Below are 13,952 nucleotides of genomic sequence, written 5' to 3'. Positions count from 1 at the left end.
CCATGGACGCCATCGTGTGCAACGGCAATGGGTTTTGACACGGGATAAAACCGTGACACATCACTCGATGTTTTGGATTTGCTCACGCATTTGTTCAATCAGCACTTTCAATTCAATGGCGATTTGCGTCATTTCCTTATCCGCTGATTTGGAGCCTAAGGTGTTGGCTTCGCGGTTGAGTTCCTGCATCAGGAAATCCAGACGGCGGCCTACGGGTTCGGGTTGTTTGAGGACGCGGAGGACTTCGCTGATATGGGTGTCTAACCGGTCCAGCTCTTCGGTGATGTCGAGCTTTTGGGTCAGAATCACCAATTCTTGTTCCAGACGGTCAAAATCCGGTTGCGCGACCAGTTCGACGACGCGGTCTTTCAGGCGGTTGCGGATCAGGCGCAGGACTTCGGGCATGCGGCCACTGGCGGAGACGACAAAGCCTTGCATCTTGATGCAACGTTCTTCGATCAAGGTTTTCAGTTGTGCGCCTTCGCGCTGGCGGACTTCCAAGAAGATCGCCAAGGTTTGCTTGAGCAGTTTTTTGATGCCCGCATCCATGGCCTCACGGTCAATATCAGGTTCCTGCTGGATGCCCGGGAACGCCAGGATGTCGAGTGCGGAATAGGCCAAGGCGGCAGGCATCAGCTGTTCTATCTGCTCGGTCGCCGCCAGCAAAGAGCCTACGGCCTGTAGGTTGACGCTAAAACCGGCCCCATCGCTGGCCTTTTTATAATTGATGGCGCATTCGATTTTGCCACGGCTGATTTTTTCGGCGATCAGGCCGCGCAAATCGGTTTCGATGGCGCGCAGGCGTTCCGGCAGCTTGATATTGATGTCGCAATAGCGATGGTTCACCGAGCGCAATTCGCAGTTGATGGTCAAATTGCCTATTTCCGCCTCCTGGCTGGCATAAGCCGTCATACTTTTTATCATTTTTTCACCTGTGGTTGGGATTTCGTTAGGCACATATTACCGTAAGCCCTTTTCAGACAGAAACTATACTATGATCGCCAGGAAATTAGCAGACATGCCTGTTGGCTTGCAACCCCGGCCATTCCCACCGGCTCCCATGGGGCACACCGGCAAACTGGCTAAATCCAAGGATCAGTGCAAAAATTACCCGATTTGATTGCCAGGACCTTTTGACCGACGATGCCCCTTTCCCCCCAACTAGGCCATAGCACCAACTTGATTGGTGTGGCGACCGCTTGTATCGCCAGCCCCGCCTTTAACGAAACCCCCAAGCCCTTGCATATTGCCGGCACCCGCGAATCCGCCCCAGGTTTGTTTGACCAATTGGCGAAGCAGCCGGATTACGCGGCTTGCGGGCGGATTTTCCAAGATTATATGTGCGTCGTGTTTGGCTTTGAAACCGAGCAACGGCTAGGGACAGACCGTTGGGGAAGGCGGCGTTACCGCAACAGCTACTTAAGGTTGATCCAAGATTGGGGATTGGATTCCAACAACGCCCAAGGTGCGGTGTTCAAAGGCTGGGTTGAAAGCCGGTTTGGGCTGTACCCGACTTTCCATAAACACCGGCTCGCCAGTTTTGCGGGCAAGGATTGGGTCAGCTATATCGAAGAAAAAATGAACAGCCGCTACCATAACAATTGCATTTACATGCAACTGGACTTGCTTTATGAATATTGCCAGTGGGCCATCGAACATTACCAATATCCCGCCGCCACCCACAAAACCCTTTATCGCGGCGTCAATACGCTGGAGGGTTGGCAAGCCCAGGATACTGGCAAGCAGCAGGGTATCGTCCGTTTTAATAGCCTCGTCTCGTTTACCGACCGCCCCAGCATAGCCAGCGAGTTTGGCGCGTATATCCTCGAAGCGGAAGTGCCGATGGTGAAACTGGTTTTTTTTAATGGCTTGCTGCCGCACCACGCTTTGCATGGCGAAGCGGAATATTTGGTGATCGGCGGCGATTATCGCGTCACAGTGCAACGCTGAGGAGACAACGAGATGACAGGACAGCGATGGGAGCGTGCCTTGGGGGCGTATTTGGGCCTTGCCTGTGGCGACGCCTTAGGCGCGACAGTGGAGTTCATGTCGCCTAAGCAAATCCAAAAACGCCACGGTGTGCACAGCGAGATTACCGGCGGTGGTTGGCTAGGCCTGGAAGCGGGCCAAGTCACCGATGACACGCAAATGTCGCTCGCCTTAGGTGACGCGATTATTGGCCATCAGGGTTGGAATATCCGTGCGGTCGCCGATAATTTTGTCGCCTGGCTGGACAGCCATCCGCCGGACGTGGGCGACACCTGTAGGCGCGGCATCAACCGCTATCGGGCAAGCGGCGAACTTCACGGCCTCTCAAGTGCCGACGAGGCGGGCAACGGCGCGTGCATGCGCAACCTGCCCGTGGTGCTGGCAACGCTAAACCGGCCGGACCTATTTGCCGACTGGAGCCTGCAACAAAGCCATATCACCCATCATAACCCTTTGTCCGATGCGGCGACTTTGGCGCTGGGGCGGATGGCCGGACAGTTGATCAACGGCTTAGATATGGCCGCCTGCCAGCAGGAAGCCGACAGTTTGCTTAGCCAACACGGCGAATTTGCCTACCATACCTATCCCGGCAAAGCCTCGGCTTATATTGTCCATACCGTGCAGACGGTATTGCATTATTTTTTTAGCACCGGCAGTTTTGAAGCCTGCCTGGTCGCCACCGTCAACCAAGGCGGCGATGCCGACACCACAGGCGCGTTGGCGGGCATGTTGGCGGGGGCGAAATACGGTGCCGGGCAAATTCCCGGACGTTGGTTGGCAAAATTGGACAGGCAGGTGGTGAAACAAATACACCAACAAACGGAAAGCCTGCTTAGTTTGGCAGGATGTTTGTAATGCTTAGGAATGAGCGGCACCTATCGGCAAGATGACAACTGCGCGTCCTTTACCTACAAGGGGCACTAGTGTTCAGTCAGCCTTGTTTTGTCGGGACTTAGTTTTATAGAAGTCACGCATTGAAAAAAAGCAATATAAAATCAATAAATTATAAAAAATTATTGTGTAGGTTGGGGTGACGCGAGGAACCCCAACATTTGCCGCTTCGATGTGTTGGGGTTCCTATCGTCACCCCAACCTACATAAAATTGCTTTGTTTTTAATGAGTTGTCGACAATTAAATGATGGTTGCATGAATTGTGCTTACCCAGCCCCCCGCAAAAATGCAAATAAAAGCCCTGTCAATGCGTAACTTCTATTTTAGTTCATGGCCAGACCTGGCAGATCTTTGTTATACCCGTCAAAATCAGGTTGACTAGGTGCTGGAAAGGACGGGCAGTCGTAGTGTCCGAAAAATGACATTGATTAACTTGTTTCATACTCATTCCTTAGCCATTTGTGTCGGGTTACGTTATCTCGCTACGCTCAACAAGCGAACCCGACGTAACTTGCTGCTGCCTTTGCAAGCCGCAAAATTTCCCTAATCCGGCTCAAATTGACAGGCGTTTGGAAAAAATATCGGGGCATCAAATTAAAATTAACGCCCATTTACATCAGAATTACCGCCAATTCCGGTATACTGTGCGGTTTTCATTTTGGCGGAACAAAATATATGAGACCCAGCGGACGCAATCCCGATCAACTAAGAGAGATAACATTCACCTGCGGCTACACCAAACATGCAGAAGGTTCCGTGTTAGTTGAATTTGGCGATACCCGTGTGATATGCACCGCCAGTGTTGACCGTAGTGTCCCGCGTTTTTTGAAAGGCAAAGGCGAAGGATGGATTACGGCCGAATATGGCATGTTGCCGCGCTCCACGCACAGCCGGATGGGGCGCGAGGCCGCTAACGGCAGGCAGGGCGGGCGGACACAAGAAATCCAACGTTTGATAGGCCGTTCCTTACGCGCGGCGGTGGATTTGAAGGCCTTGGGCGAACACACGCTGACAATAGATTGCGATGTGTTGCAAGCCGACGGCGGCACCCGCACGGCGGCGATTACGGGCGGTTTCCTGGCGTTATCGTTGGCGGTGAAAACCATGATGAAACGCAAATTGATCAAGTCCAACCCGCTATACGGCCAAGTCGCTTCCGTGTCGGTCGGCATTTTCAATGGTATCCCGGTGTTGGATTTGGATTACGCCGAAGACAGCAACGCCGAAACCGATATGAATGTGGTCATGAACGACGCGGGGGCGTTTATCGAAGTGCAAGGCACGGCGGAAGGCCATGCGTTCAGGAAAGACGAACTGGACGCCATGCTGGTTTTGGCCGGCAACGGCATTAGCCAATTGATGGCGAAACAACGTGAGGTGCTGGAGGCCTACCGTTAATGTGGGCGGCGGGGCGGCAAATTGTTTTAGCCAGCGGCAATGCCGGAAAAATCAGGGAAATCCAAGCGATCCTGACGGATCAGGTGATAGTGCCGCAAACGGCGTTTAATGTCGTCGAATGTGAAGAAACCGGCTCCACGTTTATCGAGAACGCCATCCTAAAAGCGCGTAACGCGGCCGCACAATCTGCTTTGCCAGCCATTGCCGATGATTCGGGGATTATGGTCGACGCCCTACACGGTGCGCCTGGGGTCAGGTCGGCGCGGTATGCGGGCGATCAGGCCACTGACGGGGACAATGTAAAGAAGCTGCTCGCCGCGTTGGCGGGTGTGCCTGACGGGCAACGCACGGCACGGTTTGTCTGCGTCATCGCCCTGCTTCAACACGCCGACGACCCCTGCCCGCTCATCGCCCAAGGCGTTTGGGAAGGGCGGATATTGCATCAGCCGATAGGCGAAGGCGGATTCGGCTATGACCCGGTGTTTTGGGTTGAAACGCACCAGTGCTCATCCGCACAACTGCCCGCCGACCTGAAAAATGCCCTAAGCCACCGGGGACAGGCCTTGCGGCAGTTGTTGGCGTTGACCAGATAACGCCCAAACAGCTTGTAGGCGTTGTGCCGCAACGCCTACGACCCGTTTTATAAAACTTCAAATTGACCACAAAATTTGATAACCCCGTCTTCATGGCGCAGCAGCTTCCTTAAGCCCAGCGCCGAAAACTGCGGGTCTTTATGCAAGGTTTTCTCGTAAGCGTCTTCTATTTTTACCGCCTTGGGAACAGCGTCAAAATCCAGCTCCGAACTTAACGTGCCTTGGGCAATTTGCCACAAACGCCCTGCAAAAGTCCGCTTGAGGCTGAAAATTTCCGACTTTCCTGCAACGTCCCCCAAAGCCGTTATAAAGCTTTTCCGGGCCAGTGTGACGGGGATTTTCACTTCGGTGCCCGCCAAATCAACCTGTCGCAGTGAAAAACTAAACAACGCCTCATCAAAATAAACCATTGCCGGATTCACCGACAAACGGAACAACGTATCCTGATGGTTTTCAATGAAAATGTCCTGACCGTTTAAGAGCGCCGCCAACTGCCTTAACTCAGTTTGCAACACCGGATGATGGCGGACATCGACCCAACCATAAGCTAGAAAAGCGACATTTTCCGCAACTGTGGCAAACCCGAACCCGCGCCCATGCGCCGCCAAACCCAACAATAAAGCCGTCTGCCTTGGCGTTAGCACCACATCCAAGGTTTTCTCCTTACCCAGCACACCCGCCAACACAGGTTTTTCGGCATCAACCAGCAAAGTCAAACCATATTTAGGCTTGTCAACCAAATACCCCGCGCCAAAACTGTCCGGCAACGCCGACAAGGCGCTTTCAAACGCCAAGCTGTCATTATCAAAATCCGCCAGCAAAGCATGGAGATAGGGCAAATCCCCCGCCGACTTTCCTGGCAACATGTCTTTTGGGCTAAACCAAACCAACCGTTCATCTTGCCGGACTTGCCGTTGCAGGAACAAATAACCTTCCAGTGTCAACTCAATATTGAACACCTCAAAATGATAATCCGTCAGGGCGTGGTTAGGCGCGGAACCTTGCACTTGCCGATAAGTCCGCAAGCGTCGCCAAGGCTTAAACTGATAATGCCGCCCAAATTCCAGGCCAGTTTCCTCGTGAAGCTCCCGTTGCAGCGTGGTCGGCAAAGCCGCCTTCATGACTGGGGAATTGGCGGTTTGCAAAGCGGCGAGCAAATCAGGCATTTGCCAAGCACCCGCCACATCACGCTGGTTCAACCGCCCGCCCACCAAACCATAATCACCCGCTTGCGTGTCAAAACGTTTGCGGGTGTCTTCACGTTGGTACAACAAAATCTTGCCGTCCAATTTAATGACGCTCCAGGCCACATAAATGGTGCGGACAGGTTGCGCCGCTTGTTGCGCGTGATGTTCCACGCGGCGGGTTTCAATCGCGTGGAGCACATCGCGTTGCTGGTTTTTCTTGGCATCGGCGATGCCTTGCGTGTTCCAAAAATGGGCGGCAAAAAACCGCGAATCGGGATCACCCCACGCCGTCAGCAACGACAACGCCAACAACTGCGCCGGAAACGACACCCAACACCATTCGCCTTTTTGCAAATAATCCGTATCTAACACCGCCAAGGTATCGAGCAAGGTTTCAACTAAGGCAACCGCCGTTTCGGCAACGGCACAATCAAGCTGGGGTGTTTGGCACAGCGCATCAACTAAGGCCGTGCGCGGGACGGCGTAAAAATCGCCTTCTTCTTCAGCATAACGGGGCAGATGGGGGATCAGGGATTGGATTAAACAACTATCGGCAATGTTCATGTTTTATGATTTCCTAAGGAATGAATGCCAAGCAATAACACACAAATTAATCTGAGCCATGTAAACCCCAATCCATATCATCCTGGATAAAGCGTTGTTCCTTTAATTCCATCAAACACTGCTCTGGCGTTAAGGCCCTAATAGGTGAATGCTGATAATCCTTGATATTACGGCTAACAATCACATCGGCATCACAAGCCATTACAGACGCGCATTGCATAGCATCTTCAAAATCATTGAGAGGTAGGGTGGGCACATGCTGTTCGTGCCCACGCGAAACAAATCCACAATGTAAACGGTGGGCAAAACCGCCTGCCCACCCTACTTGGCTGTCTCTAGTGTGTGTTATTGCAACCTATATGCTACTCAAACTTTTTCGGCAAATTATCAAAAAGACTCGAGTTTGGTATTTTTCCCGATAAGTTATAAATTTCTACGTTGCCATTGTGATTGCAAGTCCACACTTCTTTTGCGCCTTGTTGCAGATAAAGGTTTATTTTTTCAGTGATTTCTTGTTTTGAATTCGATGGCGATAAAATTTCCACGCATAATTCAGGTGCAGATTGATAAGGTGTTGCCAAGCCGTTTTTTGAGAAAAAATCATTGGTTCCCCAAGCCACATCGGCGACTTTTACCCCTTTAGGCGTATCAATGGAACATTCGGTGATGACTTTACCTATTTTGTTGCCGCGTAAAAAAAAGGCGATTTCAACTTGTAAAAATCCGTGTTGATTGGAAGCAGGTGACATCACGATTTGTCCGTATTCATTGAGTTCGATTTTGTAAGGTAAATTGCTTAAGCTTTTGTCGTTTAACACGTCTGACCATTGCATTTTTTATACCTCGGTATTTTTTAAGGAAAACTACGGTTGTAGATATGCCGCGCTAATTCAAGCAAAAAATCCGATTTTTTATAATCGAAGAAGCCAAATTGATAATTTAATGCTTTATACCCACCGAGTTTATTAGTATCTAAATTTTTATCCTCATCGGTAGGTAAACTCACAAAACCATTTGAGGTTAAAAACCAAAATGTCTGGTAAAGCCCATTAATCAAAAATGCTATATCTTCTGGTGATTTTTCGGATTTACTTTTTTGGAATTGGTTAAGCGCATCGTGATAGTTTATGGCTTCCCAACGCTTACCTGATTTATGCAGCAATGCCGCGTAATTTGGAATCAACGGCATTTTTCTATCACGATAATCTTTGCCAGCCTTATCTTTCATTTCATTGGCTGTGATAGGAGTACTGAACAAACTCAACAAATGACTTTCATAAGCCAATAATTGATCGCCCAAATCAAACATTGCCCGCATATTGACGATAAACAAATAAGCCACGTCTTCGGCGGTTAATTTTTCAAACACTTTACTGTGTGCCAACCAATTACGGGTCATTTTCATGATCCAAGAAAATGCGAACAACTCGTTTTGCCTGTCCAACAGTTTAGGTTCAGCCGCCTCCCATTCATGAGCCAGAGTTCTGACAAACAACTTGTACAACGAAGCAGTGTTTGCTGGCTCGCGTAAGGGCAAAAAATTGGCGATTACATCCAAATAATCGCGTATATCGTCAATAATGCGTGGTTGTTTTTCGGGTTCTTTTTGTTTTTCAGATTCTTTGATAAATTCTTGAAAACGCAACTGGTTTTCAGGCAGTGCTTTCAGAAATTGGCAACCCTCAATAATCCCCCGCCGCAACCGTGAATAAGGATTTTCATAACGGCTTTTAACCCAGTCTTGAACATACTGATCAGATTTTTGATAAATCTGCGGTGATGCTATTTTGGCAGTTGCAAAAGCAGCCAAAATGGTTTTGTTGTTTTCGGCGTGATTGGAGCAAAACAAAATGTGCTGTTTAGGAAAACCTAACTCCATCACTAGCTTGGTATAAAGATAAAATCCGGCTCTTGCTTTTAATTCGGCGCATTTCTTTTCAAGCAATAACTCATCTTCGGCTTCATCCGGCAATTTTTGATAGCCTTCAAATGTTTTCAGCAACTCGAGAATTTCACCGTTAATGCCATCACCGGAGTGGGCAGGCAAATCAATGTCTAAAATGACATAATCAATTTTCTTCTCCAAATCAGCGGCAATAACACCCCAGCCATCCTGAAAACTCAATTCAATAAAAACACCCTTATTTTTCAAGTTCTTTTTTAAAACCCGTTTATCATCAAAAAACAAACTGTCATCAAACACACTACCAAATACGTTGCTCGCAGTTACTTTAGGCGAGTTTTCAAAGTCTTCCACCCATAAAAAATAACTCATTATTTACGCCTTAAAATCAAAAATAATGTAGGTTGGGTTAGCGATAGCGTAACCCAACAATACGGCTGCATACATGTTGGGTTACGCTATCGCTAACCCAACCTACGAATTTGAAACTAAAAGTTCGTCAGGAATACCAAACTCTAGCACAAAATCATCTTGTGGTTTGGGCTTGGTAAATTGACCACCGATTTTACGCGCCAGTGCCGATAAAAACGTATGGCCTTTGCCACTGCCCTTGATGACATCACGTTCGCGGCGAATACTTGGATTGCGGCAGCTTAAGATTTGCTTGCCGTCCCGTTCTGACCATTCCAAAACCACGGCTTGGCGGGTTTCAGAAGAATAGTATTTGAAGGCGTTGACCAATATCTCATTCAGCAAGATGGTCAAAAGTGATTCAGTGACGGCGTATTCCTTAAACTGAATATCATCACGGTCAAAGCCGATCAGTTCCAATTTAAAAAAATGCTGTTCCAACCACGCCAAGCGTTCTGCTAAGGGCGCAGATTGGCTGAGTAAAGCCGCAAAATCCTGCTCCCATTCGGCTTGTAAGGCTTGCTCCAATTCAAAATGCTCGTCATACCATTCTTTGTCAGTGACGGAGGCGGCGACTTTTCCGTGGGCTTTGGCATAAGCCAGATAGTGCTGGTGGATTTTTTCCGTGCCTGAGACCGACAACAAATGCAGCAAGATCATGTTCAGGGTTTTGCTTAACACCGTGTTTAAATGGGCATTGCCTTGGCAATCGGCTTTGATTTTTTCGGTCAGGATTTTCTCATCAGTGGAGATAATGCTGAATATATCCAATAAACCGCGCATGGTTTGGGCGGCTTCGGCGTATAACTTGGGATTGTTGTCGTGGCTGGTGTTGTAGATAATCGCGTCCAAGGGGCTGCGGAATTTGTGCGCGAACATGGACATCATGTCTTCTAGCTCTTTTTCTTGTTGAACTATTTTTTTCTCTAAACTTTCACAGCCTTCTGTATAATTTTTGGAAAGTACAACCAAAGAATGAAATAAATCACTGGCTACAGTTACAAATTCGTCAATAGGTTCTGGATTGTTTTCATCATATCCAGACCCATATATAAGTGGTAGATGCTGATCTATTGCGTCGTTAAAAATGTCTTGCATTTTTTCAATGCGCTTTAAAACAACCTCCTTAGATTTACTGAAATCTGCAATATCTCTCCACATCAGAAGCATGTTGGTTCGTTTAGAAACGGCACCTTTCACTCCTGCAATGGCAGCTTTTTCATAGCACCCTAGCGCACTTTTATTATCTTGATCGACACCTCGGCCTTCACGGAATAAATCGCCCAACAATTCAAACGCTTCACCAAATCCTTGATGGCTGGATTTTTCTGCCCATTTGAAAGCCAAGTCATCACTTTGCTCTGTGCCTTTTCCTTCAAAATAACAGCGGGCTACAGCATATTGAGACCCCATATTGCCTTGTTCCGCCGCTTTTTCAAACCACATAAAAGCCAATTCATCATTTATTTCCTTATTATTTTCAGCCGCTTCAAGAGCTGAGAAGATTTTGGGATCAATAGAGGGGCCACCAATTGAGTCTAATAGGTAATCCTGATAAAGCTTGTCCTTAAACTCCCAGCCTTCTTTTGTTTCTGTTGGCGAGTAATACAGGCCTAACGCAAATTGAGCTTGTGCATCTCCTGCGTTGGCTTGTTGTTGCAGTTCGGAAATTGAGAAGGTGTTTTGTTCGGTCATGATTTCGTCCTTTGGTTTTGTGCTTTTTTGTTCAGTTCGTGTGCTTAGGGCAATCATCGGATGCTTGATTGCCTTGGCTTTGGTGTTGTGCTTGTTTGCCAAGATAACACGCTGGTTGGTCAATTTTACCGATAACATCCCTTTGAGGGATGTTATCGGTCTCAGCTTATCACCGTTCAATACATTCGATTTTCAACGGCGTATCCAAGGCTTTGGCAATTTCTTGCAATACCGTGGTCGCTGTGACTTTGTTGACGTGGGTGGTGATATACCAGCCATCACAACGCGCTTGCGTTTGGTAGTCATTAGTCGGGGTTCTGGCGATCAGCGGAATCGAGGTGACTTTCTTATCCAATTTCGCCACCCGCTCCAGGCCGAACACTTTCAAGGTTTCCACAAAAGTTTCGGCGAGGGTGTGTTGCTGGATGACTTTTCCCGCCACGGTGACGCGTAAACGCCCGCCTTGTGTCCGGGTGCGGCGTTTGTCTTTTTTGTGAAAGCCCTTTTTTTCCACCGTTAACGCAGGGTATTGGGCGTGGAAGTGAGTCACAGCGGCTTTGATGTCGGCCTCTAACACTTGCAATTTTTTGCAGGCTTCCATGCTGTCGGTCACTTGCGAAAAATCACCGCTTAACATCGCTTCCTGCCCGACAATTTTCAAATCATCGGCGGCGTAGTGCAGTGCGGCGAACAAATCGGTGACTTTGCTGGTGACGGTTTCTGGCAATCTTTTCATCTCTGCATTCTCCATGATTGGTGTTGGGTTCGTTGGCTTAGTGTCCCGTTAGGATCACTATGCCGCCGTGAATTTTATTTTCTCTGCAACTATAAATTTAGATTAACGTTTATTTATTGAGGCCGTTCCCACAACATGGTGTGTAGTATCGGGTAAAACGCTGGGGATGTAATCGGAGAACTGTAGGAGTTTTTTTAAATCCTGCCGCACCCCGGCACGGAAATTTTGCCTTGCCCATGCGCCCGACAAAACTAACGCTTAACGGGAACAGGCAAATACGTTAAATTAGCCCGCATGACACTAGAAACAAGCCACCTCCACACCATCGCCGGACAGTTCGCCCCATCAATCAGCGCCATCACGCCGCTGGGCAATGGCCTGATCAATGACACCTTTCTGGTGACAAGCAACGGGGCCACGCCATTTGTCTTACAACGCATCAACCGGCAAGTGTTCCCTGAGCCGGCCCTGATCACCGCAAATTTGTTGGTGCTGAACCGGCATATCCAACAACAGGCGGATGTGCGGCTACACCTGCCGGAGATTTTACGCACGGCGACCGGGCAGGAAAATTATCAGGACGGGCAGGGCAATAGCTGGCGGGCGCAGAGTTTTATTACCGACACGGAAAGTTTGGAAACCTTGCGTTCGTTGGACGACGCGGCACAAGTCGGCTACGCGCTGGGGCATTTCCACCGTTTGGCCAGCACCCTTGACCCCGCAACACTGCATGACACCTTGCCCGGGTTCCATATCACACCGGATTACTTAAGCCATTACCAAACGGTCGCCCGGCAAACCACCGTGATTGACCCGTTTTGCGCAGCATTCATCAACGGCTTCCAACATCATGCCGACACCCTGGAAGCCGCCAAACGGCAAGGCCGCTTGCCATTACGGGTGATCCATGGCGACCCTAAGCTGAACAATTTTTTGTTTGCAAAAGGCGGCAACACCATCGTCAGCCTGATTGACCTCGATACCGTCAAACCAGGGCTGGTGCATTATGACATCGGTGATTGCCTGCGTTCGTGCTGCCATAATGAGGCAAGCAATAGCTTTAATCTGGAGATATGCGCGGCGATTTTACAAAGCTATCTCAGCGAAACCCGCGTGTTTTTTACCCACGAAGATTACGCTTATTTATATCCCGCCATCCAATTGTTGCCGTTTGAATTGGGTTTGCGGTTTTACACCGATTATCTGCAAGGCAACCGTTATTTTAAGGTCACCAGCCCCGAACAAAACCTACACCGCGCCAGGGCGCAGTTCCAGCTTTGCGCCTCGGTCATGGCGCAACGGGCGGGCATTGAGGCGTTGATTAGGCAAGTTGGTAATGCGGGGCTTGGGGAAGCAAGCTAAACCACAAGCATCCCAAGCCTTAAGTAGGTGTGCAAAAGTTTTTTAACATTAGATTCTTGTAACACCCGTGCCAACAGCTGGAACGGGTTTGTACCAACAGTAGGCGCATTAAGTGACCCGTTCCGTAACATTTACAGTGCTTATAGGTATTTTGAAACGTTAAGGACGGGGTTGGGGAACCAAGCCAAACCACAAGTATCCCAAGCCTTATTTTTCGCCACGTCAATTAGGAGCATCATTGCCTTCAAACCAATCCCCCGCCGAACAGCGTAACCAGATGACTGGCTTCGCGCTGGTGTTATTGGGCGCCTTCGGCTTTTCCGCCAAGGCGATTTTAATCAAGCTGGCCTATGCCGCCGATGTGCAAATCGACGCGATCACCTTGATGGCCTTGCGCATGTTGTTTTCGTTGCCGTTTTTCCTGGTCGTGGCGTTTTGGAATAACGCCGCCTCAGTGGCCGCCCCGATGACAGGCAGGCAATGGCTGCTTGCCATTGCCTTGGGGCTGACGGGTTATTACATCGCCAGTTATCTGGATTTCCTGGGCCTGCAAACCATTTCGGCAGGCCTGGAACGGGTCATCCTCTTTTTGTACCCGACTTTTGTCGTGCTGCTTTCCGCGCTGTTCCATAAACGCAAAATCTCCTTGCGGGTAGGGCTTGCTTTGGTTTTAAGTTATACGGGGATGTTGTTGGTGTTTATGGAGCAATTATCGCTGGCATCGGCAAACATATTGCTGGGTTCTGCGTTAGTGTTGGCCAGTGCGGTGACGTTTGCGATATTTACCATGGGCAGCGGGGTGATGACGCATAGCATAGGCTCCACCCGTTTTACCGCTTACACCATGACGGTTGCCAGCATGGCGACGCTGGCGCATTTTGGTTTAAGGCACGGGACTGAAATCAAGCACCTATCAACCGGGGTGTATGTGCTGGCGTTGGTCATGGCGGTTTTCTCGACGGTTTTGCCGTCATTTTTTATGAACGCCGGCATCCGCCGGATCGGCGCAAGCTCGGCCTCGATTATCAGCACCACCGGGCCCATCGCCACGTTGGCCCTGGCCTTTTTTATTTTGGACGAGGCCATCACCGGAACCCAATTGGCAGGCACTTTTTTGGTGCTGGCGGGCGTTTATGTAGTCAGCAAAAAATAATCCGTTAAACTGATAGTGAATTATTTCCTTTACTTTGGCTTGCTGATTTTCTAAAGTCCAAACCACTGT

Annotated in this window: 13 protein-coding genes; 6 read left to right on the top strand and 7 right to left on the bottom strand. The window is 49.2% G+C overall.

Annotated features, from left to right (window positions below):
* Window positions 1–60: 60 nt before the first annotated feature.
* On the bottom strand, window positions 61–924 hold the full coding sequence (locus METMI_RS0109460; protein ID WP_019866042.1) for a YicC/YloC family endoribonuclease: 864 nt from the start codon (window positions 922–924) through the stop codon (window positions 61–63).
* 219 nt (window positions 925–1,143) lie between these two features.
* Here METMI_RS0109460 and METMI_RS0109455 point away from each other — a divergent pair, with 219 nt between their 5' ends.
* The 4 genes from METMI_RS0109455 (at window position 1,144) to rdgB (ending at window position 4,872) form a co-directional block, all read left to right on the top strand.
* Entirely contained in the window at window positions 1,144–1,950 is an 807-nt protein-coding gene (locus METMI_RS0109455) for an NAD(+)--dinitrogen-reductase ADP-D-ribosyltransferase (RefSeq protein WP_019866041.1), read from the top strand.
* 12 nt (window positions 1,951–1,962) lie between these two features.
* A complete protein-coding gene (draG, locus tag METMI_RS0109450; RefSeq protein ID WP_019866040.1) occupies window positions 1,963–2,844 on the top strand; it encodes an ADP-ribosyl-[dinitrogen reductase] hydrolase in 882 nt (293 codons plus the stop codon).
* Window positions 2,845–3,556: 712 nt separating this feature from the next.
* Window positions 3,557–4,279 (top strand): ribonuclease PH, encoded by a 723-nt coding sequence (rph, locus tag METMI_RS0109445; protein ID WP_029151587.1) that lies wholly within the window; start codon window positions 3,557–3,559, stop codon window positions 4,277–4,279.
* Window positions 4,279–4,872, top strand: coding sequence for an RdgB/HAM1 family non-canonical purine NTP pyrophosphatase (rdgB, locus tag METMI_RS0109440; RefSeq protein ID WP_019866038.1), 594 nt, complete (start codon window positions 4,279–4,281; stop codon window positions 4,870–4,872). Before rph ends, rdgB begins: the two co-directional genes overlap by 1 nt.
* 47 nt (window positions 4,873–4,919) lie before the next feature.
* Here the strand turns inward: rdgB and METMI_RS0109435 are convergent, their stop codons facing one another.
* From METMI_RS0109435 to METMI_RS0109410, 6 genes are all read right to left on the bottom strand, one after another.
* Entirely contained in the window at window positions 4,920–6,623 is a 1,704-nt protein-coding gene (locus tag METMI_RS0109435) for an NUDIX domain-containing protein (protein WP_019866037.1), read from the bottom strand.
* Window positions 6,624–6,669: 46 nt separating this feature from the next.
* On the bottom strand, window positions 6,670–6,879 hold the full coding sequence (locus METMI_RS26850; protein WP_156829808.1) for a PIN domain-containing protein: 210 nt from the start codon (window positions 6,877–6,879) through the stop codon (window positions 6,670–6,672).
* A 106-nt stretch (window positions 6,880–6,985) separates the two neighbouring features.
* On the bottom strand, window positions 6,986–7,456 hold the full coding sequence (locus METMI_RS0109425) for a Uma2 family endonuclease (RefSeq protein WP_019866035.1): 471 nt from the start codon (window positions 7,454–7,456) through the stop codon (window positions 6,986–6,988).
* 20 nt (window positions 7,457–7,476) lie between these two features.
* Window positions 7,477–8,898, bottom strand: a complete 1,422-nt coding sequence (locus tag METMI_RS0109420; protein ID WP_019866034.1) for a hypothetical protein — start codon at window positions 8,896–8,898, stop codon at window positions 7,477–7,479.
* Window positions 8,899–9,000: 102 nt separating this feature from the next.
* Complete coding sequence (locus METMI_RS0109415; RefSeq protein WP_198007903.1) at window positions 9,001–10,632, bottom strand: tetratricopeptide repeat protein; 1,632 nt, start codon at window positions 10,630–10,632, stop codon at window positions 9,001–9,003.
* A 169-nt stretch (window positions 10,633–10,801) separates the two neighbouring features.
* Entirely contained in the window at window positions 10,802–11,368 is a 567-nt protein-coding gene (locus tag METMI_RS0109410) for a hypothetical protein (protein ID WP_019866032.1), read from the bottom strand.
* 294 nt (window positions 11,369–11,662) lie between these two features.
* Between METMI_RS0109410 and METMI_RS0109405 the strand changes: the two genes are divergently transcribed.
* Window positions 11,663–12,730 (top strand): phosphotransferase enzyme family protein, encoded by a 1,068-nt coding sequence (locus tag METMI_RS0109405; RefSeq protein WP_019866031.1) that lies wholly within the window; start codon window positions 11,663–11,665, stop codon window positions 12,728–12,730.
* 238 nt (window positions 12,731–12,968) lie between these two features.
* The gene (locus METMI_RS0109400) at window positions 12,969–13,883 is read left to right on the top strand and encodes a DMT family transporter (protein ID WP_019866030.1); all 915 of its coding nucleotides are present in this window, start codon (window positions 12,969–12,971) and stop codon (window positions 13,881–13,883) included.
* Window positions 13,884–13,952: the final 69 nt, after the last annotated feature.

Source organism: Methylovulum miyakonense HT12 (genome assembly GCF_000384075.1).
Classification (GTDB): Bacteria; Pseudomonadota; Gammaproteobacteria; order Methylococcales; family Methylomonadaceae; genus Methylovulum; species Methylovulum miyakonense.
The sequence above is the reverse complement of the archived record's forward strand: the minus strand, read 5'-3'. Positions and strand labels throughout refer to the sequence as shown.